A 22769-nucleotide genomic window follows, 5' to 3' on the forward strand; every position below is an offset into this window, starting at 1 on the left:
AAAAGGAGGTGGACAACGTGTCCTTTGCAGCAGAAGTCAAAAAGGAATTGACTGGTTTAGAAGTCCATCGTGAACATGCAAAAGCTGAATTAGCCGCATTGTTACGTATGAATGGTTCGCTTGGCATCGTCAACCAGCAATTCATCTTGAACGTACAGACAGAAAATGCCGCAATTGCTCGTCGGATCTACTCACTTTTAAAAGATCATTATCAAGTACGCAGTGAGTTACTCGTACGAAAGAAAATGAAATTGAAAAAGAACAACGTCTACATCGTTCGCTTGAAGCAAGGAACGAAAAATGTCTTGATGGATTTGGATATCATGGATGGTATGATGTTCAATGGTCATGTGTCAGACGAGATCATGGGGAATGCGCAAAAAATGCGTTCATATCTGCGTGGTGCATTTATGGCTTCGGGTTCAGTCAATAATCCGGAAACCAGTCGCTATCACTTAGAGATTTATTCGATCTACGAACAACATAATCAGGATATTTGTAATATGTTGAATTATTACGGCTTGCACGCACGAACACTTGAAAGACGCAACGGCTATATCTCCTATCTAAAAGGCGCAGAGAAAATTGCGGATTTCTTGACTCTGATTGGCGCAACCAATTCGATGCTACGTTTTGAAGACGTGCGGATCGTTCGTGATATGAGAAATTCAGTGAATCGTTTAGTCAACTGTGAGACGGCTAACTTGAATAAAACCATCGATGCAGCATCAAAGCAAATCGAGAATATCGAGTTGATCGAAGCTCGAGTAGGGTTACAAGCTCTTCCCGAGAAGTTACAAGAAATCGCAGAATTGCGCTTGCAACATCCTGAGGTCAGCTTGAAAGAACTAGGTGAGATGATCCCATCTGGTGCGATCTCAAAATCAGGGATCAATCATCGAATCCGTAAAATCAACGAGTTTGCTGAAAAATTAAAAGAACAAGCATCTTAATAAAAAATGGATTGCTTTTTATTCGATCAATAGATACAAACGCAATGTGGTTTGACTCATTTGTCCTTAGCTTCTAGGTTTCATCGAAGCACTGTACAATGTGGTCAGGCCGCTTTTTTTTCTTTTTCCTAAAAATGGGCGCGAGATTGAACATTACATACTTATAATAAATGTAAATCAGCAATCATGAGGAGGCTCTATCATGGAAGAAGCGCAGAAAAGTAAGAAACGAAAAATCGATGAACTGTACCCGACAAGACTACTGAAAGAAAAGCGTGATCAATCCATTTATCGAGAGTTAGTATCAGGTCGACTGGAAAAAGACATTATGGAGAAGTATCAAATCAGTAGAGAGCGTATATACGCAGCCAAGAAAAAGTTCGCTATCCAAGAAGTCATTCGACAGAAAAGGCAAAAAGCAATTGCTTATCGATTGAATTTGACGGTTGAACAAGTTCGTAAATATCGGAATGATTATATTTATACATCGTTGGCAAAAACAGGAGATGTCGCATCATTGGTCGCTGAATTACAGATGAGTAAAGAGCAAATTTTAAAGATTCGTGATAAAAGAATTGCCAATGAATTGATAAAAGGTTTGAGTTTCGAAGAAGTAGCAAAAGATGCACAGTTACCGATCGATAAAATTCGTTCGATCAGAGACGAACAAATCATCGAACGATTGAAAGAAGAACATCCGGAGGAAATTGCTAGAGATTTCAATTTATCCATGGAACAAGTATATTTGATCAAGCAACGTTCCTTGAATTCTAATAGTGAAATCAGTGATTCCTCTATAACGATCAAAGATCTCTTGGAACAATTAGAAGAACGAAAAACGAAGGTACTAAGTTTACTTGAAGAAGGAAAAGCGACAAAAGATGTGGCACAAGAATTAATGATCAGCCAAAGAACGGTCATTGATATCCGCAATCGTGAAATCGAAAAATCATTCGAAAATAAGCAGGATGGTAAAGAAATCAGTCAGCGGTTCCATATAGAAATCGAAGAACTCTATCGGCTGAGAGATGTTCGTGTATTGATGCAAAATGATCAAGGAAAGACAAGCACTTTTCTTTCAGAAAGATATAATGTGTCTCGCTCCAGAGTCGGTTCAATCGTGAGTAGAAATAATTCTTCGAGTAAAATCAAACGTACGAAAGCAAGTTCTCAGAAAATCCCCGATATTTCGACAGTATCTGAAGAGAAGAGACAAGAGATTTTGAAGCGAATCAAAGAAACTGACATAACGAAGACGCTAGGAGAAGAGCTAAAGGTGATCGTTCCACTGATTTATAAGGTGAGAAATGATGAGATTTTAAAAAAACTGAACCGTGGTGAACATATCCAAGGGGTTGCTGATGAATTCAAAATGAATATCAAAAATGTTCGCGAAGTAATTTTTCGAGGGAATTTGGCCGAATTTCCAAATATCAAGCGTCGGACATTAGATTATTTAACACCTGAACAAGCGAAAGCAATTAGAAATTACATCAATCGCAGAATGTCGATTAGAGAAATCTCCGAAGCGCTAGATATCAAAGCCTCCTTGATCAGATCGGTGCAAACCAAAATGAAATCTCAAAAAGGAACATTCAAGATGAAACACCGTGTTACAAAGGAACAAAAACAGCAGATCATGGAAGATATCAAGCACATGAATACATACATGAATTCTGCTAAATCAGGCGTTAGTGAGTCGACGATCCGCGTTTTGACTACTAGATGCCAAGAAATCAAGGGGAAAGAAATCCAAGAAAGACGAAAAATAGAAAATATACAAGCACGAAAAAAGGTTCAAGAATTAATGGTAAAAGCGAAACAAGAAGCGAAAATAGGTAATATCAAGAAAATCATTCAACAAGCAAAAAACGAAAAAACAAAACGAGTCGCACAGCGGTAGTAACACAGAAAAAGGAAAGAAATTAATTCTACGCATTCTTTTTTCAAAAGAAGGAGGGGAACACCAATGGATGAACAATCAAATACAAAAAAAGCAAAGAAAAGAAACAGAGAGTCTAAACCACAAGCGGAAGCGAAAATGCAATTCGTATTAGAGGATTTAAGAAATGGGAAAACATCCCCGTACATCATCAAGAAACATCAATTGACCAATTGGCAAATAAGATATATTAAAAGAAAGCATATCTTGCAACAGATTAAAAAAGGTGTCCATATGGAGGAGATTTCTCACCAATTGAATATGCGGATCGATGATATTCGTGGGGTGCGTAATGATTATATCAACCAGCGTTTGAAAGTAAAGGAACCAGTGGCTTCGATCGCTGAAAAAGTTCAGATGGAACCCAAACATATTCTAGCTATCCGAAATCGGACAATTGTGGAAAAACTTTTGCAAAAAGTGAGTCCCAGAAAAATCGCACATCGCTGGCGCTTGTCTGAGAATGACGTGTCGAGGATTCGTGAACGATCTATCTTAAAACGACTCCGAGACACACATCCAGAAGATATTGCAAAGGCCTTTCGTCTATCCGTTGCAGAGATCGCAAGTATCCGACAAAAAAATGTCCAACCTTCTGAACCAAATGAAACATTGACCAAAGAAAGCAAAATATGGCTAAAAAACATCAAGGAGCAGGAAAAAGAAGTTCTCTCAAGAATAGAGCGAGGAGAGACGACAAGAGACATTGCGAAACAATTGAAAATGAATCAACGGATTGTTAATCGGACACGTATTCGTCATATTGAACAAGCTTTTGAACGAAAAGACGCAATCGAAGAAATCAGTCGTAGATTTTATACGCCAAAAGATGAATTAAGAAAAATTAGGAATCAGCGGATCTTGGTCTATCGGGAGGAAGGAATCCAATCAGATACTATAGCGAGAAAATTCAATATGAAGATTCATACAGTTCAACGTGTCGGTTTTCTTAATGGTGTGCAAAAACAGCCGAAAAAAAGAGAGAAAACATATACTAAGAATGATGGGAAACCCTTATCTTCTATTCCGGTTGATACATATACAAAGTTTAAAAACGAATTAAGCGCAGGACGTTCGATGAAGGAGATTACAAAGACGCTAAAATTAAAACCAGGTAAATTATATGAAATCAGAAATCATTTGGTTTTGACTAAACTCAATCAAGGTGAAAAAACAGAAGACGTGGCGAAACGATTCAAGACAACGGTGGGCAATATTTATCAAATCACGCTTCATGCGGATCTGACTAAGTACCCCAATATCAAACGACGTACGAACGGTTATTTATCAGAGGAACAATCAAAGGCGGTTCAGGGATTGATTCGAGCAGGAAAAACAAACCGGCAAATTGCTAATTTGCTTTCTGTGAAAGAAACGTTGGTTGTTAGTAAGAGACGATCCATGAAATGCAAAACAAGAATATCCGACACGAAGCGAAGAATCACAGACGAACAAAAGTTAGCGATCTTAGCAGAAAGAGGTCGTTTGGATACAGCTGCCAATTCCATCAAACATGGTGTAAGTGAAAAAACAGTTCGTGTCATAGAAAGTCAGAATGACGAAAAGAGGGTCAAAGTCATCAATGAACGGAAAAAAGATGTGGAGAAATTAAAAAAATTCAAACAAATCGAACAGGAAATCAAGCGACGTTCAAAAATCGAGAACATCAAACGAATACTCCAGGAAAAACCGCAACAATTTCGTTCAACCAAACATACTTCTTTGCTCCAACGTTAACAATTAAAAAATGAGACTGTAGCTTGTCATCGAATGAAGTATTCTTTAGATGGCTCCTCAAAAAAACAGACCCAAAAGCGAAGTTGCTTTGGGTCTGTTTTTTGATTTGAATTTCAACCGTAAGTTGGATAATGTGTTATTTCACCAATTCACTCAATTCTTCTTGGCTGATCGATTCATCAAAGATGTGGTCATCGATGATCACAGTTGGAACGAATTGGATGTGCGCAGCATTTGCTTCATCAATGATCGCTTTGGTTGCGGCTTTATCTTCTTGTTCAGTTAAGCCAAGCGTTTCAGTCGCATAGTCAGCGATACCAGCTAGATCAAGTTGTTTCCATTCGTCTTGTGCGTCAAATATCGCCTTGATTTGTTTTAATGCTCGTTCTCCGTCCGTCGTTGTGATATGGTGGTGCATCACATTTCCTTTTTGTAAACTTGGCTTTTCTTTGTCGAATAATTTGATGATTCGTAGCAGTCTTCCAGATTGAACTGCTTCTTCTAAAACATCGAAAGATTCGTTAAACCATTGGCGACAATAAGGACAAGCGAGATTGACAAATTCGATCATTTTTTTGGGCGCATCTTCGTTTCCATATCTAATTCCAGTCGTCGTATTTGTTTTTGTTGCATTAATAATTGAAATATCCATATTTTAAACACCTCTTTCTTCTATTGTAATAATTTTGTACCAAAAAAGACAATGATTTGTTCAAAAAATAGAAAGGTGTGCGGTCAGATATTCCTTCCTGTGTAAAAGTTGTCTATGGGCAAGGCTCTAAATAATAAAATGCAAAAGCTTTTTCCAAAGTGTCGATCTTGTTAATCAAATCGAAGTGCTTCTGTTATCACCTCATCATGTGATTTTTCTTTCAAAATAAGGAGGTTTTCTTGGTTCGTTTACGGTATAATGGTAAAGATAATTTAGATAAATTGAGCAAAGGTGATGAAACATGCGAAAAATGAAGACAATGGATGGGAATACAGCAGCTGCCTATATTTCTTATGCCTTTACTGAATTAGCAGCAATCTATCCAATTACGCCTAGTTCAACAATGGCTGAACTTGTTGATCAATGGTCTGCTTCAGGTAAAAAAAATATTTTTGGACAACCAGTAAAAGTCGTGGAGATGCAATCCGAAGCGGGAGCCGCTGGTGTCGTTCATGGGTCATTGAAAACCGGTGCATTGACAACAACGTATACTGCTTCACAAGGATTACTATTGATGATCCCGAACATGTATAAGATAGCTGGCGAACTTTTACCGAGTGTCTTTCACGTAGCTAGTCGAGCAGTGACAACGAATGCACTGAATATTTTTGGCGATCATGGGGATGTGATGGCTGCTCGGCAAACAGGATTTGCGATGCTTGCAGAAAGTAGCGTACAAGAAGTAATGGACCTTGCGCCAGTCGCTCATCTTGCTTCTTTAGAAGGAGAGATCCCGTTCGTCAACTTTTTCGATGGCTTTCGAACGAGTCATGAGATCCAAAAAATCGAGGTGTTGGAGTACGATGAACTAGCCCCATTGATCGATCAAGAAAAATTACAAGCATTTCGTGAACGTGCGATGAATCCAAACCAACCGACGACTAGTGGAACGAATCAAAATTCTGATATCCACTTTCAACAACGAGAAACAATCAATCAATACTATGATCGCTTGCCTCAAATCGTCAAAAAATATATGGATAAAATCAATGAATTGCGAGGGACTGCGTACGACCTCGTCACTTATTATGGTGCAGAAGATGCAGAAGAAGTCATTATCTCTATGGGTTCAGTCGCGCAAACGATCCAACAAACGGTTGATCATTTGAATCGAAACGGACGAAAAGTTGGTTTCTTGAATATCCATTTATATCGTCCATTTCCAATCGAAACATTGATCGAAAAACTGCCTAGTTCGACAAAAGCACTGGCTGTCTTAGACCGTAGCAAGGAGCCTGGAGCTGGAGGAGAACCTCTATTACTAGATGTTCAAAGTGCGTTATATGATGCAGAACGTCATCTGAAAGTCATTGGTGGGCGATATGGAATCGGCTCAAAAGATGTCACGCCTGATCAAATCGTCGCAATCTACGATGAATTGAAAAAAGAAAAAGTTGAGATGAAGAAACGATTTACAATCGGGATCATTGATGACCTGACCTATCGTTCTCTTGAAGTAGGACCGTCTCTTGATTTAACAGAACCGAACACTTACCAAGCAAAATTCTGGGGATTTGGTTCTGATGGGACTGTTGGCGCGAATAAGTCAGCGATCAAGATCATTGGTGACCATACGGACAAATACGCCCAAGGTTATTTTTACTATGATTCAAAAAAATCAGGAGGCTTGACTGTTTCTCATTTACGTTTTGGGGATACACCGATACGTTCGACTTATTTAGTGGAGCATGCGGATTTCGTCGCTTGTCATACACCTGCTTATCTTCACAGCTATGATTTAGTCAAAGGGCTGAAACCAAAAGGCACGTTTTTATTGAATACACTTTGGTCAGATGAGCAATTAGCGACACATCTACCGACTCATCTCAAACGGTATTTAGCAGAAAATGAGATCCAATTTTATACGATCAATGCGATGCGTTTAGCCCAAGAAGTCGGTTTGGGTCGACGGATCAATACGGCGATGGAGACGGCATTTTTCAAATTGGCGAATATCATCCCTTTTGAAGAAGTGCTGCCTATTTTGAAAGAGGAAGCCGTGAAGAGCTATGGTCATAAATCAAAGACGATCGTTGAAAAAAATATCCATGCGATCGATCGTACGGTGGAACTGTTGCACAAAGTCGAAGTACCTGCTGAATGGGCAACGTTAGAGCTCCCTAAAAAAGAAATAAACACACAAGATCGCTATGTTAGAGACATCCTTGAACCAATCAACGCGCAAGAAGGAAACCAGCTTTCGGTCAGAACTTTGGCAGAAAATGGTATGACGCGAGGCGACATGCCTTTAGGAACAGCAGCATACGAAAAACGCGGAGTTGCCTTGGAAGTTCCAGAGTGGATCAGCGAACGCTGTACGATGTGTAATGAATGTTCGTTCGTTTGTCCACATGCTGCGATCCGGCCATTTTTAGCAGACGAAGATGAGCTTGAAGAAGCGCCAGAAGGATTTATTGTTCGAGAAATGCGTGGACCAGATGGATTGAAGTATCGTATCCAAGTTTCTGTTGAAGACTGCACAGGTTGTGGCTTGTGTGTCGAAGCGTGTCCAGCAAAAGGCAAAGCGCTAGTGATGAAGCCGTATGAAGAGCAAAAGAAACAAGCGATGAATTGGGCGTTCGCCATGACGCTAAGACAAAAAGAAAATCCAGTCAAAGGTAAAAACACAGTGTTATCAACACAGTTCAACAAACCGTTACTTGAATTTTCAGGTGCTTGTTCTGGATGTGGGGAAACACCTTATGTGAAATTATTGACACAGATGTTCGGTGATCGGATGATGATCGCCAATGCCACAGGTTGTTCCTCGATTTGGGGCGGAGCCGTACCAGCTTCACCATTTACCACGAATGATTGTGGGCAAGGGCCAGCTTGGTCGAACTCATTATTAGAAGATAATGCTGAATTTGGTTACGGGATGCTGTTAGCCGCTCAAACTAGACGAGAAGCATTAGCGGAAGCAATGAAAAATGTCATGCCAAAAGTTTCGGCAGAATTACGCCAATTGATGGAAGATTGGTTGGCTCACATGTTCGAAAGTGAAGGAACGCAACAGCGAGCGGCAAAATTACGAGCAGCAATCGAAACTGAACTGCCAGAGCTTCCTGAACTACAAGCAATCTACCAAGAAAAAGATTTGTTTGTCAAAAACAGCCAATGGATGATCGGTGGCGATGGTTGGGCGTATGATATCGGCTTTGGTGGGATCGATCATGTGTTAGCAAGTGGAGCAGACGTCAATATCTTGGTGATGGATAATGAAGTCTATTCCAATACTGGCGGACAAGTCTCCAAAGCAACACCAGCTTCCGCCATCGCAAAATTTTCGGCGAATGGAAAATATGCGTCGAAGAAAGACTTAGGAATGATGGCGATGACGTATGGCAATGTGTATGTTGCACAAATCGCTTCAGGTGCAAACCAAATGCAAACGATCAAAGCATTTGAAGAAGCGGAAAAGTTTCCTGGACCGTCATTGATCATTGCGTATACACCTTGTATTGCTCATGGCTTATTAGGGGGCATGAAAGAGTCGATCAAAGAAGCAAAAGAAGCAGTAGCTTCAGGCTATTGGTCGTTGTATCGTTATAACCCTGAGTTGCTTACAAAGAATAAAACACCGATGACGTTGGATTATAAAAAGCCTGACTTTACAATGATGGCTGATTTCATGCGCAAGCAAGTCCGTTTTTCATCCCTCGAAACGATCCATCCGCAAGCAGCGGAACAATTATTCGACAAAACGATCCAAGATGCGAAAAAACGCTTTTATAATTATGCTGCGATGACTGGTCAATTAGAAAAGATCAAAGCCAAAATCGAGCCAGAAGATGTTATTGATAAGCCAGAAGTTGAAAAAACCAGAGTCAAAAAAGAGCGGACGATCGACCCAGAAGCAGAAGCTAGACGAGCGGCTAGGCGAGCAGCTAGAGCAGAGCGAAGAAAAGAGAAAGATCAATAAAGCAAGTGGTCTAAACAAAACAACTTTTTAGTGAATGAACAAAAAATGTAAATTTCTTGAAAAAATTGATTTTTGTTAGGAAATTCCAAGCAGATAAGTCTCATCTGGGGAAACATATGATATACTAAAGAGGAAATCTCAAAAGAGAAGAGAGGCTGTCTATGTCATTTCAAATCGGAGAACTTTTTAACTTAGATTATTGGCGACAAATGTTTTCCGGTGACTTGTTTTCTCAGAATTTTTTGGTGAACATACTCGATGTGTTGGTTGTATGGTATTTAGTTTATAAACTCATTCAACTATTGCGAGGAACAAAAGCAATCCAATTGCTTAAAGGGGTAGGGATTTTTGTTGTTATTCGAATCTTAGCCGAGATCATTGGTCTACATACCTTATCTTGGTTGATGAACCAAGTGATCACGTATGGTGTGATTGCGGCTATCGTCATTTTTCAACCAGAGATACGGCGTGGATTAGAACATCTCGGACGCAGCTCACTTTTCAAACAATCGAAGAGTGAGAAGCAAGAAGATGAACAAATGATCCTTTCTTTCGACAAAGCGATCCAGTATATGTCTAAACGTAAAATCGGCGCATTGATCACGATCGAACGCCATACAGGTTTGGATGAATATATCGAAACGGGGATTGCTTTAGATGCCGATATCACTGGCGAGTTACTGATCAATATTTTTATTCCGAACACACCATTGCATGACGGTGCAGTAATTGTAAAGGATGGAAAAATTGCAGTAGCCAGTGCCTACTTGCCTTTATCAGAAAGTATGTTGATTCCGAAAGAATTCGGAACCCGTCACCGTGCTGCTGTCGGAGTCAGCGAGGCAAGCGATGCAATCACGATCGTTGTCTCAGAAGAAACAGGAGATGTCAGCATTACGTTGGATAACCAATTGATGCCTGGTTTATCTCAAGAAGAATACTTGACGATTTTAAGAAAAAACTTGATCGTTGAAGAAAAGAACAAAAATAAAAATACGCTCCAAACCTTCTTAGATGTGATGACTAAGGGAGGGGATCACAAATGATCTCAAAAGAGAGGCGTAAAAGTATCTTATATGCGTTTGTTGCGTTATTATTCAGTATTGTGCTATATTTCAATGCCAATGGCCAATCTGTCCAAGATACTCTATCAGGAAATGAAGCTTATACGCAAAACGTTTCTGATGTGTCAGTCCAACTTTTGTATGACACGGATCAATATTATATCCATGGCTATGAAAGTACCGTCACAGCCAAGTTATCCAGCGCCAATCGTGTGCAGCTGAATGCAGAAGCGATGGAAGACACAAGGATGTTTCGAGTGACAGCAGATTTGACAGATCTTGGAGAAGGGACGCATGAAGTGCCGCTGAAAGTCAGAAATCTGAGCAGTGCGGTCAAAGCAAAACTTGATCCAGATACCATCACTGTAACGATCGAGAAAAAAGTGACAAAAGAATTTGATGTTACACCATTACTTGAAACGGAAACGACGCCAGCAGGATTTGAATTGAATGATGTTGAACTATCACCTAAAAAAGTGTCGGTCACGACCGGTGATCAGACACTGGAAGAGATCCAGCAGATCGTTGCAAGAATCGATCCTGCGATGATCACTGATGATGGGATCGACACGAAGGTCACGGTCCAAGCATTGAATAGTGCCGGAGAGCCTTTGAGTATCGTCTCAGATCCAGTCCAAGTTACGGCGAAAGCTACGGTAACAAAACCAACGAAAACGGTTCGACTTTATGGGACAGCACAAGGAACTCCTGGCAACAACGTGGAGAGTTATGATTTCAGTTTTTCTGACATTGAAGCAGAAGTCACTGGTTCAGAAAGTCAACTGGCCCAACTGGGAAATAGCATTACGATACCGATCGACATTTCTGGCATCGTTCACCGTACGACAAGAAAAATCGATATACCGGTAGAAAGTGGCGTTAGTATCACACCAGCTTCGATCGATGTAGAGATCACACCGGTCCTACAAAGAGACGATGGGAATACGAACCGTTCAAGTTCAGACGAAAGCTCAGCTTCAAGTGTGGGTTCTACACCAGCAAACTCTTCGTCATCGACGACTCGTCAGTCGGAAGAGACGCAGTCAACATCGAGTGAAGAGACGAGTGAATCATCAAGCGAGACGACAGAATCAAGTAGTCAACCGAATAGTCAAGAGGATTCATCGGAAAATTAAGTTAAAGGAGCAAATTTACAGTTATGGGTAAATATTTTGGAACGGACGGTGTCCGTGGAGAAGCGAATAAAGAACTAACACCGGAATTAGCCTTCAAATTAGGGCGTTGCGGCGGTTATGTACTGAGCCAACATGAGAAAGATGGAAAACGTCCACGTGTATTAGTTGGACGTGACACAAGAATTTCAGGTCAAATGCTCGAAGAAGCGTTAGTTTCTGGTCTGTTATCTGTCGGGATCGAAGTTTTTCAATTAGGTGTGATCTCTACACCGGGAGTGGCTTACTTGACACGATTGCAAAAAGCTAGCGCAGGTGTCATGATTTCTGCTTCACACAATCCAGCTCAAGATAACGGCATCAAATTTTTTGGTGCAGATGGATTTAAATTAGATGATGACCAAGAATTAGAGATCGAAGCATTGTTAGATGCGGAAGTTGACGAATTGCCAAGACCTTCAGCTGAAGGCTTAGGCACAGTCGAAGAATTTCCAGAAGGTCTATTGAAATACTCACAATTTCTAGTACAAACGATCAATGGCGATCTATCAGGCTTAACTGTCTGTGTGGATGCCGCAAATGGGGCTACAGCAACATCTGTCAACCGTTTGTTTGCTGACTTGGAAACAGATTTCTATACTATGGGAACAAATCCTAATGGCTTGAATATCAATGATGGGGTGGGATCAACTCATCCAGAGCGTTTAGCAGAAATGGTCGTCGAAAAAGGAGCAGACGTCGGTCTTGCTTTTGATGGCGATGGCGACCGCATCATTGCAGTGGACGAATTAGGGAACATTGTAGATGGCGATAAAATCATGTTTATCTGTGCGAAGTATCTAGCGGCGAAAAATCGTCTGAAAAAAGATACGATCGTCACAACAGTCATGAGTAACCTTGGCTTCCATAAAGCAGTTGAAGAAATCGGCTTGAAAGATGTCGTGACCCAAGTAGGTGACCGCTATGTCGTGGAAGAAATGCGCAAAAATGATTACAATTTTGGTGGCGAACAGTCTGGTCATATGATCTTCTTAGATTTCAATACTACTGGAGACGGAATGCTTTCAGGGATCCAATTATTGAACATCATGAAACAAACCGGCAAAAAGCTATCAGAATTAGCGGCTGAAGTAACGATTTATCCGCAAAAATTAGTCAACATCCGAGTAAGCAACAAAAATGGTGCGATGGAAGTTCCTGCAATCAAACAAGTCATTGAAGAAGCAGAAGCTGAAATGGCTGGTGAAGGACGTATCTTAGTTCGACCTTCTGGAACAGAACCGTTATTACGTGTAATGGCAGAAGCACCGTCGGATGAAAAAGTCAATTACTACGTTGACAAGATCGCAGCGGTTGTTAAAGCTGAGATTGGAATCGAATAAAACATACGATGCAAAAGAGAATCAATCCTTAAATGGCGTTGATTCTCTTTTTTTATGTTCAAACGAAGGACGCTTAGTAATTTTTCACATCAAAAAATTCGCCAAATAACGGATCATTGACAATGATTCCCGGAAATTCATTTGTTAGGATGAGTTGTTTGAATTTCCGATAGCCTGTTAACGACTTGAGCATACCCAATTTTTCTAAATGATTCAGTGATTGGTCCATCAATCGATGAGCAAGCGCCAGATCATCTTCTAAAAATGCGATCCAACCCTCGTAAAATGGCATGAAGACGGCTTGTTCAATCCGTTCTTCTTCAAAGATCAGTGTTTTCCATAACTCAAACGTATCTTTGGCATAAGCGACTTCTTTTAATAAACAAAAGACCGAAAATATCGTTGGAAAAGTTTGATAGAGAATATCCTTGTTTCCTGAGATTTTGGCAAAGCGTTGGCCTTTTTTGATGGCAAGTTTCAAACAGCGAAATAAAAGAGCAGGTTCCATTCCGACAGCGATTCGGGTAAATAATTTCAGCTCATAAACGCCCCAAGTCTCCGTATTCAATAAATAGTGCTTTGCGGAATCTAAGTAGTGGCTATGCTTTTGGTAGGATGTCAAGAGAGGCGTGCCTTCGATGATCCCCTTTTTCATGGCTAAATCAAAACGAAACAATTGTAACAAATGATCCAGTTCTAAAGAATAGTTGTCCTGATAATAGTTCTGTAATTCATGATACTTTGCTTCTAACTTTGTCCACTCTGTGATGGAATTGATATCCATATATTCGACATATTCGATAATTTCCAGCTGAGAAGCAGAAAAGGTGTTGCCAGTTTGTATCCAGATAAATTCATCAAAGGTCACCTCTAACTTCAACAATAAGCGATGAAATCTCTCACATGAAATCGTTGTTTTTTCATTTTCGAATTGAGAAAGCAGCGACATCGAAAGCTGATCATCGATTAGTTCTTTGAGTAAGATTCCTTTACTTAAGCGGATCTCTTTGATTGTTCTTCCATATGTTTTCATAAACACACCTTCTTTTTCAATATATTGAACTGTAAGAAACCAGGAACGAAATTTTTTATATAGTTAAATTATCTTATAGAAACGAGGAAGAAGCTATGGAAAAAAAGAAAATAATCGAGATTATCGATCTGAAAAAAAGGTTTGCTGAAAAACAAGTACTAAATGGAGTTGATTTTACAGTTGAACGTGGAGAAGTTTTTGTGCTTTTAGGATCTAATGGAGCAGGAAAAACGACACTTGTCAAAATGTTGACAACGATCTTGCCATTTGATGATGGTCAAGCTTGGATCAACGGGTATGATTTAAAAAAAGAGAGTGCTAAGGTGCGAGAAATTATTAGTTTGACAGGACAATTTGCAGCAGTGGATGAGCTGTTGACGGGCTACGAAAACATGAAAATGATCGCTGAGCTTCGCCATGTGAAAGAGAAGGAAAAGGTTGTCGAGAATCTATTAGAACGGTTTGATCTACAAAAACATAGCCAAGTCCTAGTTAAAAATTATTCAGGAGGGATGCGTAGACGTTTAGATATCGCCATGAGTTTTATCGGTGACCCTCAAGTGATTTTTCTCGATGAACCGACAACAGGCTTAGACCCACAAAATCGCATCGCCACTTGGCAACTGATCAAAGAAACAGCGACAGCAGGACGTACGATTTTTTTAACGACGCAATATCTGGAGGAAGCCGAGTATCTAGCAGACAAAGTGGCGATATTACATGAAGGTAAAATTATTTTGAATGCTACACCACAAGTAATTAAAAACACATATGACAGCCAATCGATGGCAATCAATGTGTTGACAAAAAGTGATTTTTATCAACTTTCAGCACATTTGGATCATCGATTATTATCAATGGATGAAGAAAAACTTTCTGTGACTGTCAATGTAGGGAATGCTTTCAACGATTCGGTTGATCTTCTGGACGAATTAAGACAACTACCGATCACGATCACTAATTTCCAGCAGAGAAATGCCTCATTAGAAGATATCTTCTTAAAGCTAGTACAAGGAGGAGTTTAAAATGAAAACCATCAGCGAAACGAATACATTATTTAAACGCAATCTGAAGTTATCGTTGCGAAGCTTAGAAACGGTCATGAGTGGGCTATTGACCCCGGTACTGTTGATGTTGCTCTTTGTATATGTACTTGGCGGAGCCATGGATGTGGGGGAGTTGTCTTATGTTGATTTTGTTTTGCCGGGTGTATTAGTCCAATGTATTGCTCAAAGTTCCTCTGTTGTGGGAATAGTAGTAAATCAGGATGTACATTCTGGTATGGTCGAGCGACTCTTGACGCTGAATTTATCAAAGTCAGCATTTTTAAATGGGCATGTATTCGCGGCTGCGTTTCGAAGTGTGATGAGTAGCTTCGTCGTTTTACTTGTGGCTTGGCTCATTGGTTTTCGTCCCAATGCCGATCTTGCGGAATGGCTAGTTGCTTGGCTGCTGATTTTTTGTTTTATTCTTGCATTTACCTGGATCTCGGTTTTGTTTGGATTATTAGCAAAATCAGCTGAAATGGCCAGTTTATTCACTGTATTGACCACCGTATTACCCTATTTAAGCGCTGGTTTTGCGCCGACTGACAACATGCCTACAGCGATACGACTATTTGCCGAATATCAACCGATGTCACCGATCATTCAAGCGCTACGAGGGTTATTGTTAGGTTTGCCAAATCCACCATTAGTACAGGCGTTTTTGTGGAGTATTAGCTTGATTTTTATTTTTAGGTTCTTAGCGATAGTTGCTTTCAATCAACGTGTGAGGAAGAAGTAGTTCATTTTCTTATTACAAAAAATCCCTGCAAGAAACAGTAGTGCATTTCTTACAGGGATTTTTGAATGTTTTTATTTAGCAGTAGTAGCCGAGAGATTACTCAACTGTGACTGATTTCGCTAAGTTTCTTGGCTTGTCTACATCATAGCCGCGTAGCAATGTCGCATAGTAAGCGAGCAATTGAGTAGGGATCACCATAGCCAGTGGTGAAAGATACGCATGGACAGCTGGGATAACCAATTGATCTGTCTCTTTTTCTAAACCATGTGCAGCGATCACTAAGGTCTTGGCACCACGACTTTCTACTTCTTTTAAGTTTCCTCGTGTGTGTGCGCCTGTGACTTCTTCACTAATGATCCCAATAACTGGTGTACCTTCTTCGATCAAAGCGATCGTTCCATGTTTTAGTTCGCCAGCTGCAAAGCCTTCTGCTTGGATATAGCTGATTTCTTTAAGTTTTAATGCAGCTTCTAAAGCGACATCATGGTCATTGCTGCGACCAATATAAAAGGCATTTCGCGTTTCATTAAGAAACTCCGCTGCTAATTCTTGTAATTCATCTTTTTGGGTAATCACTGTTTCCATCGCATTTGCGACTAAACTCAATTCATGAGCAACATCAAACGCCAATGCACGGACATTCCCTTTTCTATTCCCGACTGCTTTTGCAAGTAAAGCGAGTACAGCGATTTGAGCAGTATATGCTTTAGTAGAAGCTACCGCAATCTCTGGGCCGGCATGAAGCAACAAAGTGAAGCTAGCTTCTCTTGATAATGTAGAACCAGCGACATTTGTGATCGTCAATGAAGGGTGGCCTAATTGATTGATTTTGACAAGCACCTGACGGCTATCTGCCGTTTCACCGCTTTGGCTCAAAAAGATAAAGAATGGTTTTTTCGATAGTAAAGGCATCGTGTAACCAAACTCACTTGCTAGATGAACTTCAACCGGAATGTCAGTCATTTGCTCGAAGGAATGCTTGCTCGCTAGACCTGCATGATAGCTTGTACCACAAGCCACGATATAAATCCGGTCACTCGCTAAGAGTTCTTCCATCAATTTATGATCCAAAGGAATGTCATTTTCTTCATTCACATAGGTTTGAGCGATTTTACGCATGATGATCGGTTGTTCGTCGATCTCTTTCAACATATAGTAAGGATATGTTCCTTTTTCAATATCAGAAGCATCGACTTGTGCTTCATAAGAATCACGTTCAACGATCGTGCCAGTCAATGTTTGGATCGTGATAGCATCCGCTTGAACGATCACCATCTCTTGATCTTCGATTTCGACAAATTCTTTTGTATAAGAAAGCATTGCCATGGCATCACTTGCAATGACATTGAATCCTTCGCCTTTGCCGATCAATAAAGGGCTTTTATTTTTTGCAACAAAAATCGTTTCTGGTGCTGTACGATCCATCAAAGCAAAAGCATATGAACCTTCGATGACTTCAAGGGCCTTTTTAAATCCTTCTTGTGTATCTTGAGTTTCTTCTACGAATTTTTCGATCACATGAACAACGATCTCTGTATCTGTTTCGCCGATAAAGTCATCAGCTGCCACGTATTGTTGTTTCAATTCTTCAAAATTTTCGATCACACCATTATGGACTAAAACAAAGCGTCCGCTTTGTGAGTGGTGTGGGTGCGCATTTTTTTCTGCAGGTTCACCGTGTGTTGCCCATCTAGTGTGGCCAATTCCTGCTGTACCAGCTGTTTCTGGTGTCAATTTATCTTTAAGGTTTTGGATTCTGCCGCGAGCTTTGACTAAATGGTCCTGTTTTCCATTTGTGACAAAGATCCCAGCTGAGTCATATCCGCGATACTCTAATTTTTCTAAACCATTGATCAATCCTGGGGTAACATTTTCTAATCCGATCATTCCAACAATTCCGCACATAAAAAAACATCCTACTTTCCGTTATAAACTTGATTTTGCTGTTTCCAGCTGCGTAAGAAATTTTTTGTTCTATCTTCGCAGATAGGTTTTATATTTCTTTTTAGAGTGCAGTCCCTAGGGTCATCCGCCGAATGTTTCGATAAACCCTCTCCTCGTCATCTGTCAAAACAGACCTGGCGCTATTCCTTATTGGTCTAATTATCCTCCTAAAAGTATTTTTCCTGGAAACATCTAAAATAATAACGTTAACGTGTGAGGTTTGTCAACAAAAAAGATAAAATATGTAATTGGTATATATCGAAATGGGACGAAAAGAACAAAAAAATGAAATTCGACTATCTTCTTTACTTTGAGTTCGGTACAATAATTATAGATAGGAGGGAAAAAGATGGAAGAGAAAATAGAAATCATGACGTTGGGGATGTTAAAAAAACAAATTGCTGAATTTGAAAAAACAGAACGTGTGACGGATGAAACTAAAATCTTTTTGGATACCGGCTGGGATAGTATCCAAGAAATTGCCCCTGATGCGCTCGGAATCGAGCAAGCGCAACAGTTTGTCGTTGAAGATGAATTGACCCACGAAAAATTTACTGGTTACACCCTTGAGGAAAAGGCAGAAAAGATGAATGCGACACCAGGCTCTGAAGCGGTGATCGTTATTAGAAATCTATACTAGGAGAGTGTAAAATGAATAAAAAACGTTGGATCGCGGTATTGATCGCTGCAGGTTTATTAGTTGTTTCACTCGTTTCTTCGAGCTTGACACAACCCCAAGAAGAGACTCAGATGGGCAGTCTCAATAGTTGGTTATATGGCGATGAAGAAATGACACCGGTAGTATTGGAAGAAGGCAGTAGTACGGATCGAATCGTAAAACTATCTGTTGATGGTGCTATTGCTAGCGGAGGATCTTCAGGATTGTTTTCATCTGAAGGGTACAATCATGAAGACTTTTTGAAACAGATCGAAGCGATTGAAGCCGATGAAAATGTCAGTGGGATTTTCTTAGAAGTCAATTCTCCTGGTGGTGGCGTTTATGAAAGTGCAGAAATTGCCAACTTACTAAATAATGTTCGGACGGAACGTGATCTATCGATGTATGTCAGCATGAAAAATATGGCTGCCAGTGGCGGTTACTATATTTCTGCCCAAGCAGATAAGATCTTTGCAACGGAAGAAACAGTGACGGGTTCCATTGGTGTGATCATGTCTGGCCTCAACTATTCGGGTTTACTTGAAAAAATCGGCGTTGAAGATACTACTGTAAAAAGCGGTGCGCTAAAAGATATGGGTTCAGCGACTCGTCCAGAGACAGAACAAGATCATGCGGTATTGCAAGCTTATATCGATAACGCGTATAATCGTTTTGTCAAAATAGTGAGTGAAGGTAGAAACAAATCAGAAGATGAAGTGAAAAAAGTTGCCGATGGCCGTATCTACGACGGTGTGCAGGCAAAAGAAGCAGGATTGGTAGACGAAATCGGTTTTCCAACAGACGCTTTAGCAGCCATGCGTGAAGACCTTGATTTACAAGACGCTGAGTTGATCGAATATTCAACGAGCTCGACCGGCTTTGGCAATACATGGTTTGGCGCAAAATTAGCAGAATTACAAGGATTACAAGCTTCTGAAACTAGTCAGATCTTGTCATTGCTTGAAAGTTTAGGAACAGCAGAATCTCCAAGAGCAATGTATCTTTATGGAGGTGAGTAAACATGACTGAGAAATCTACTCATTCATCACCAATCGAGGAAATGCCCAAGGATATTGAGAAACCGAAAGTATCTGAAAGCAAGGAGTTGTCCTCGGAAGAAGTTTCTACGGTAGAAGAAAGCAATAATACGACAGATGAAATGATCGACGCAGCTACTACGTCAGAAGGACAAACGACGAGTGAAGTAAACTCCCATCGTTCAAATGAAGAACATGAGTCTACAGTGCAAGATAAAACTGCTCAACCGGCTGTCGGACCTGATCCTAGTTTTTCCCAAAAGGTACTGAGTTCCTTTGAAGAAAAACCGTTAACACAAACTGAAATCAAAGAAAATCAGAAAAAATGGCAAAAATATACCGATCAAAAAGCGGAAGAACCAACGATCAATCGCTTTCCCAATTATTTCTTTGCCGGTTTCTGGATTCGCTTTGCTGCTTTTTTGATCGATCTCCTTTGTATTGGATCAATCAGCCGCTTAACGTTAGGTATTGCTGTGAACTTAGGCTGGCTCCAAGTATCTGATTCTTATTTAAGTATTTACGGTGCCTTGTCACTGATTGCTTACTTAGCCTATTTTGTTTTGTTGACGAAATGGAATCACGGACAGACGGTCGGTAAAATGATCTTTGGCATTCGGGTGATCAGTTTTGATGAAGAAGAGCTGTCATGGAGTACCGTTCTTGTTCGTGAGGGCGCTTGTCGCTTTATTTTAAGATTTCCACTACTATTTATTGGTTATCTCCCAGTCATTTTCAGCAAGAAAAAGCAGCACATCGGAGATTATTTCTCCAATACGAGTGTGGTGACGATCAACTTGATCAAAGCATTTAACCAAGAGATGAACGCTTGATTTTTTACGTATAGAAAAGGCTGGTTATTGTTCAATAAGTCGTGTTAGACAAATGATAAAACAGTGAAGGGAAGAACCTAAGTGAGACCGATCGATTTTCCTGATAAATACGACAATTTGATGCGTATTGGCCAACAAGCATTAGCAAATCATCAATACAGTCAAGCAAAAGAGCTGTTTGAACGTGCCTATGAACTCGAAGCAACGTTTGAATCGAATACGTTGTTCGTGTTGGCACTATCTGAATTAGATATGTGGGAAGAAGCGCTCCATCAAGCACTTTTACATGAAAAGCAGTATTTGATGAATGAAGAATTGGCCACTTTTTATTTTGATTTATTGATTACAGCAAAAGATTTTTTATATGCGCGTAAACTGATTGCAAGTGCCGATTTCCCAGACGATTTTGAACAAGCGATCTTGTTGAAGATCCAACAGGCAGAAGAATTAGTAGGGCACATGAAACGACAGAAGATCCGAGAGATCTACCAATTAGTCGAAAAGCTACCTTCTGAAAAACCGACTACCCAGTTGAGTTATATCCAAGAAATCGAGCAATTGCCTTATCACGAATTTATCCAAACAGCCAAAAAATTGATCGTGTTAAAAACGGTCCATGTCCTTGTACGGGCAAAGCTGCTTGAATCGCTTGTCCAAGTAAAAGAACCGACACCAGTTGTTTATTTGACGATCGACGAGGAATTGATCGAAGTCATACCAAAGAAAATGGTACGTCCAGAAGAGCAAACCAGCTATCAACAAATCAAAAAAATGGCTGAAGCTTACGAGCAAGAAGATGCCTTGATGAGCAAGAACTTAAAAGAAGAGTTCACGATGCAGTCTGCGATCGTTTATCCGATCTATGATAGTTATATCGGTGATCTTGATAAATGGTTCGAACAAACAGTAGCTAGTTATACAAATCAGCCTTGTGAGGATCTTTCTTCGCCTGAGCAACAAGAATTCGCTGAAAAGAGAAATAAAATAATTACAGAACTATTATTATTCAATACCTAAAAAAACAGATAAAAAGATAAAAAAAATCATGAAAAACGTGGATTCCATTTGTTCAATATGTTTACAATTTGGAAGGGTTAGTGTACTATTTAAAGGTATGCATGAAACGTTTTTGATGTATCAAATGAATTTCTAAACTCGGAGGGAAATAAATGACTGCAACATTCGAAAAAAAAGGCACAAATGATGGTGTTTTAACATTTACGATCGGGCAAGATCAAATCCAAAAAGGATTGACAACAGCCTTTAATAAAGTAAAAGGAAACTTGAACGTTCCTGGATTCCGTAAAGGAAAAGTATCTCGTCAAGTATTCAACCGTATGTACGGAGAAGAAGCATTGTACGAAGATGCATTGAACGCTGTTTTACCAGAAGCTTATGAAGCGGCTGTCAAAGAAGCAGGAATCGACCCAGTTTCACAACCTAAGATCGACGTAGCAAGCATGGAAAAAGGTCAAGACTGGACGATCACAGCAGAAGTTACTGTAAAACCTGAAGTTAAATTAGGTGACTACAAAGACTTAGTGGTTGAAAAACAAGACCGTGAAGTAACAGAAGCAGACGTTGAAGAACGCATCAAACGCGAACAAGAAGCGCAAGCTGAATTAGTGATCAAAGAAGACGCAGCAGCTGAAAATGGCGATACTGTCGTTATCGATTTTGAAGGATTCATCAATGATGAAGCTTTCGAAGGCGGAAAAGGCGAAAACCATTCACTTGAATTAGGATCAGGTTCATTCATTCCTGGTTTTGAAGAGCAATTAGTTGGACACAAATCAGGCGACAGCTTAGATGTAACTGTGACATTCCCTGAAAACTACCAAGCGGAAGATCTAGCTGGTAAAGAGGCTGTCTTCAAAGTAACAGTTCACGAAGTAAAAACAAAAGAAGTTCCTGAATTGGATGACGAATTTGCAAAAGATGTGGACGATGAAGTTTCTACATTAGCAGAATTAAAAGAAAAATACATGAAAGAATTGACTGAAACAAAAGAAAAAGCTGCTGAAGATGCAAAAGATGAAGCAGCAATCAAGTTAGCAGTCGAAAATGCGGAAATCGTTGATCTTCCACATGTAATGGTTCACGATGAAGTACACCGTTCAATGGACGAATTCTTGAACAACATGCAACGTCAAGGAATCTCACCAGAAATGTACTACCAATTAACTGGTTCAACAGAAGAAGACTTGCACAAACAGTTTGAAGAAGAAGCAGAAATGCGTACAAAAACAAACCTTGTGATCGAAGCCGTAGCAGCAGCTGAAAACTTAGATGCTACTGAAGAAGAAATCACTGCGGAAATCCAAGAATTAGCAGAAACTTACAATATGCCGATCGACCAAATCAAACGCGTATTGACAGAAGACATGCTAAAACATGATGTGATCATGAAAAAAGCAATCGAATTGATCACTAGCACAGCAAAAGAAGCAGAATAAGGAAAATTCTTATTCGCATCGAATGGAAAGAGTTCAGGCGTTTAGAAGACGCCCGGACTCTTTCATTTGTTTCACTTCATTGATACTTTTGCTTTTTTTTAAATTATGGTATGATAGGGAAAGACTGTAAAGTCTTTGATAGTTTCTTGCGAATCATCGCAAGTTAAGGGGTGAAGAC

17 protein-coding genes are annotated in these 22769 nt (G+C 40.0%); 14 read left to right on the top strand and 3 right to left on the bottom strand.

Features of this window, described 5'->3' with window-relative positions; genetic code table 11:
• Positions 1-17: 17 nt before the first annotated feature.
• The 3 genes from whiA to JZO83_RS06480 all read left to right on the top strand — a co-directional run bounded on the left by whiA (position 18) and on the right by JZO83_RS06480 (position 4632).
• Positions 18-953 carry a DNA-binding protein WhiA gene (whiA, locus tag JZO83_RS06470; protein ID WP_010735234.1) on the top strand — a complete coding sequence of 312 codons (936 nt, stop codon included), beginning with the start codon at positions 18-20 and terminating at the stop codon, positions 951-953.
• Between the two features lie 202 nt (positions 954-1155).
• Positions 1156-2856 carry a response regulator transcription factor gene (locus JZO83_RS06475; protein ID WP_207115290.1) on the top strand — a complete coding sequence of 567 codons (1701 nt, stop codon included), beginning with the start codon at positions 1156-1158 and terminating at the stop codon, positions 2854-2856.
• Between the two features lie 66 nt (positions 2857-2922).
• The gene (locus tag JZO83_RS06480; protein WP_207115291.1) at positions 2923-4632 is read left to right on the top strand and encodes a response regulator transcription factor; all 1710 of its coding nucleotides are present in this window, start codon (positions 2923-2925) and stop codon (positions 4630-4632) included.
• A 136-nt stretch (positions 4633-4768) separates the two neighbouring features.
• Here the strand turns inward: JZO83_RS06480 and JZO83_RS06485 are convergent, their stop codons facing one another.
• Complete coding sequence (locus tag JZO83_RS06485; RefSeq protein ID WP_207115292.1) at positions 4769-5284, bottom strand: DsbA family protein; 516 nt, start codon at positions 5282-5284, stop codon at positions 4769-4771.
• A 301-nt stretch (positions 5285-5585) separates the two neighbouring features.
• Between JZO83_RS06485 and nifJ the strand changes: the two genes are divergently transcribed.
• The 4 genes from nifJ to glmM all read left to right on the top strand — a co-directional run bounded on the left by nifJ (position 5586) and on the right by glmM (position 12845).
• A complete protein-coding gene (gene nifJ / locus JZO83_RS06490; protein WP_207115293.1) occupies positions 5586-9266 on the top strand; it encodes a pyruvate:ferredoxin (flavodoxin) oxidoreductase in 3681 nt (1226 codons plus the stop codon).
• Between the two features lie 161 nt (positions 9267-9427).
• Positions 9428-10312 (top strand): diadenylate cyclase CdaA, encoded by an 885-nt coding sequence (gene cdaA / locus JZO83_RS06495; protein WP_010735241.1) that lies wholly within the window; start codon positions 9428-9430, stop codon positions 10310-10312.
• Positions 10309-11466, top strand: a complete 1158-nt coding sequence (locus JZO83_RS06500; RefSeq protein ID WP_207115294.1) for a CdaR family protein — start codon at positions 10309-10311, stop codon at positions 11464-11466. The genes cdaA and JZO83_RS06500 overlap by 4 nt, the downstream gene beginning before the upstream one ends.
• A gap of 23 nt (positions 11467-11489) precedes the next feature.
• Entirely contained in the window at positions 11490-12845 is a 1356-nt protein-coding gene (glmM, locus tag JZO83_RS06505) for a phosphoglucosamine mutase (RefSeq protein WP_206856006.1), read from the top strand.
• A 73-nt stretch (positions 12846-12918) separates the two neighbouring features.
• On the opposite strand, the gene JZO83_RS06510 is transcribed toward glmM, so the two are convergent.
• Positions 12919-13878, bottom strand: coding sequence for a helix-turn-helix transcriptional regulator (locus JZO83_RS06510; protein ID WP_207115295.1), 960 nt, complete (start codon positions 13876-13878; stop codon positions 12919-12921).
• Positions 13879-13973: 95 nt separating this feature from the next.
• Here JZO83_RS06510 and JZO83_RS06515 point away from each other — a divergent pair, with 95 nt between their 5' ends.
• Positions 13974-14903 carry an ATP-binding cassette domain-containing protein gene (locus JZO83_RS06515; protein WP_207115296.1) on the top strand — a complete coding sequence of 310 codons (930 nt, stop codon included), beginning with the start codon at positions 13974-13976 and terminating at the stop codon, positions 14901-14903.
• A gap of 1 nt (position 14904) precedes the next feature.
• Positions 14905-15663, top strand: coding sequence for an ABC transporter permease (locus JZO83_RS06520; protein WP_207115297.1), 759 nt, complete (start codon positions 14905-14907; stop codon positions 15661-15663).
• 96 nt (positions 15664-15759) lie between these two features.
• Here the strand turns inward: JZO83_RS06520 and glmS are convergent, their stop codons facing one another.
• Positions 15760-17568: a glutamine--fructose-6-phosphate transaminase (isomerizing) gene (glmS, locus tag JZO83_RS06525; protein ID WP_206856014.1), complete on the bottom strand. Its 1809-nt coding sequence runs from the start codon at positions 17566-17568 to the stop codon at positions 15760-15762.
• Positions 17569-17956: 388 nt separating this feature from the next.
• On the opposite strand from glmS, the gene JZO83_RS06530 reads away from it, so the two are divergent.
• The 5 genes from JZO83_RS06530 (at position 17957) to tig (ending at position 22591) form a co-directional block, all read left to right on the top strand.
• On the top strand, positions 17957-18247 hold the full coding sequence (locus JZO83_RS06530; protein WP_206856016.1) for a hypothetical protein: 291 nt from the start codon (positions 17957-17959) through the stop codon (positions 18245-18247).
• Positions 18248-18258: 11 nt separating this feature from the next.
• Entirely contained in the window at positions 18259-19284 is a 1026-nt protein-coding gene (gene sppA / locus JZO83_RS06535) for a signal peptide peptidase SppA (protein ID WP_207115298.1), read from the top strand.
• A 41-nt stretch (positions 19285-19325) separates the two neighbouring features.
• Positions 19326-20135, top strand: coding sequence for an RDD family protein (locus JZO83_RS06540; protein WP_242542476.1), 810 nt, complete (start codon positions 19326-19328; stop codon positions 20133-20135).
• An 81-nt stretch (positions 20136-20216) separates the two neighbouring features.
• Positions 20217-21152: a hypothetical protein gene (locus JZO83_RS06545; protein ID WP_207115300.1), complete on the top strand. Its 936-nt coding sequence runs from the start codon at positions 20217-20219 to the stop codon at positions 21150-21152.
• A 152-nt stretch (positions 21153-21304) separates the two neighbouring features.
• Complete coding sequence (tig, locus tag JZO83_RS06550) at positions 21305-22591, top strand: trigger factor (RefSeq protein ID WP_207115301.1); 1287 nt, start codon at positions 21305-21307, stop codon at positions 22589-22591.
• Positions 22592-22769: the final 178 nt, after the last annotated feature.

Origin of the sequence: Enterococcus sp. DIV1298c (assembly GCF_017316315.1) — a bacterium.
In the GTDB taxonomy this organism is placed as follows: domain Bacteria; phylum Bacillota; class Bacilli; order Lactobacillales; family Enterococcaceae; genus Enterococcus_B; species Enterococcus_B mangumiae.

What these genes read in the sequence shown, in the direction of transcription:
- glmM (WP_206856006.1), top strand. Translation starts at nt 11,490, where the DNA reads ATGGGTAAATATTTTGGAACGGACGGTGTCCGTGGAGAAGCGAATAAA.
- nifJ (WP_207115293.1), top strand. Translation starts at nt 5,586, where the DNA reads ATGCGAAAAATGAAGACAATGGATGGGAATACAGCAGCTGCCTATATT.
- tig (WP_207115301.1), top strand. Translation starts at nt 21,305, where the DNA reads ATGACTGCAACATTCGAAAAAAAAGGCACAAATGATGGTGTTTTAACA.
- cdaA (WP_010735241.1), top strand. Translation starts at nt 9,428, where the DNA reads ATGTCATTTCAAATCGGAGAACTTTTTAACTTAGATTATTGGCGACAA.
- JZO83_RS06480 (WP_207115291.1), top strand. Translation starts at nt 2,923, where the DNA reads ATGGATGAACAATCAAATACAAAAAAAGCAAAGAAAAGAAACAGAGAG.
- JZO83_RS06510 (WP_207115295.1), bottom strand. Translation starts at nt 13,878, where the DNA reads ATGAAAACATATGGAAGAACAATCAAAGAGATCCGCTTAAGTAAAGGA.
- JZO83_RS06530 (WP_206856016.1), top strand. Translation starts at nt 17,957, where the DNA reads ATGGAAGAGAAAATAGAAATCATGACGTTGGGGATGTTAAAAAAACAA.
- sppA (WP_207115298.1), top strand. Translation starts at nt 18,259, where the DNA reads ATGAATAAAAAACGTTGGATCGCGGTATTGATCGCTGCAGGTTTATTA.
- glmS (WP_206856014.1), bottom strand. Translation starts at nt 17,568, where the DNA reads ATGTGCGGAATTGTTGGAATGATCGGATTAGAAAATGTTACCCCAGGA.
- JZO83_RS06515 (WP_207115296.1), top strand. Translation starts at nt 13,974, where the DNA reads ATGGAAAAAAAGAAAATAATCGAGATTATCGATCTGAAAAAAAGGTTT.
- JZO83_RS06520 (WP_207115297.1), top strand. Translation starts at nt 14,905, where the DNA reads ATGAAAACCATCAGCGAAACGAATACATTATTTAAACGCAATCTGAAG.
- JZO83_RS06485 (WP_207115292.1), bottom strand. Translation starts at nt 5,284, where the DNA reads ATGGATATTTCAATTATTAATGCAACAAAAACAAATACGACGACTGGA.
- JZO83_RS06500 (WP_207115294.1), top strand. Translation starts at nt 10,309, where the DNA reads ATGATCTCAAAAGAGAGGCGTAAAAGTATCTTATATGCGTTTGTTGCG.
- JZO83_RS06540 (WP_242542476.1), top strand. Translation starts at nt 19,326, where the DNA reads ATGCCCAAGGATATTGAGAAACCGAAAGTATCTGAAAGCAAGGAGTTG.
- JZO83_RS06475 (WP_207115290.1), top strand. Translation starts at nt 1,156, where the DNA reads ATGGAAGAAGCGCAGAAAAGTAAGAAACGAAAAATCGATGAACTGTAC.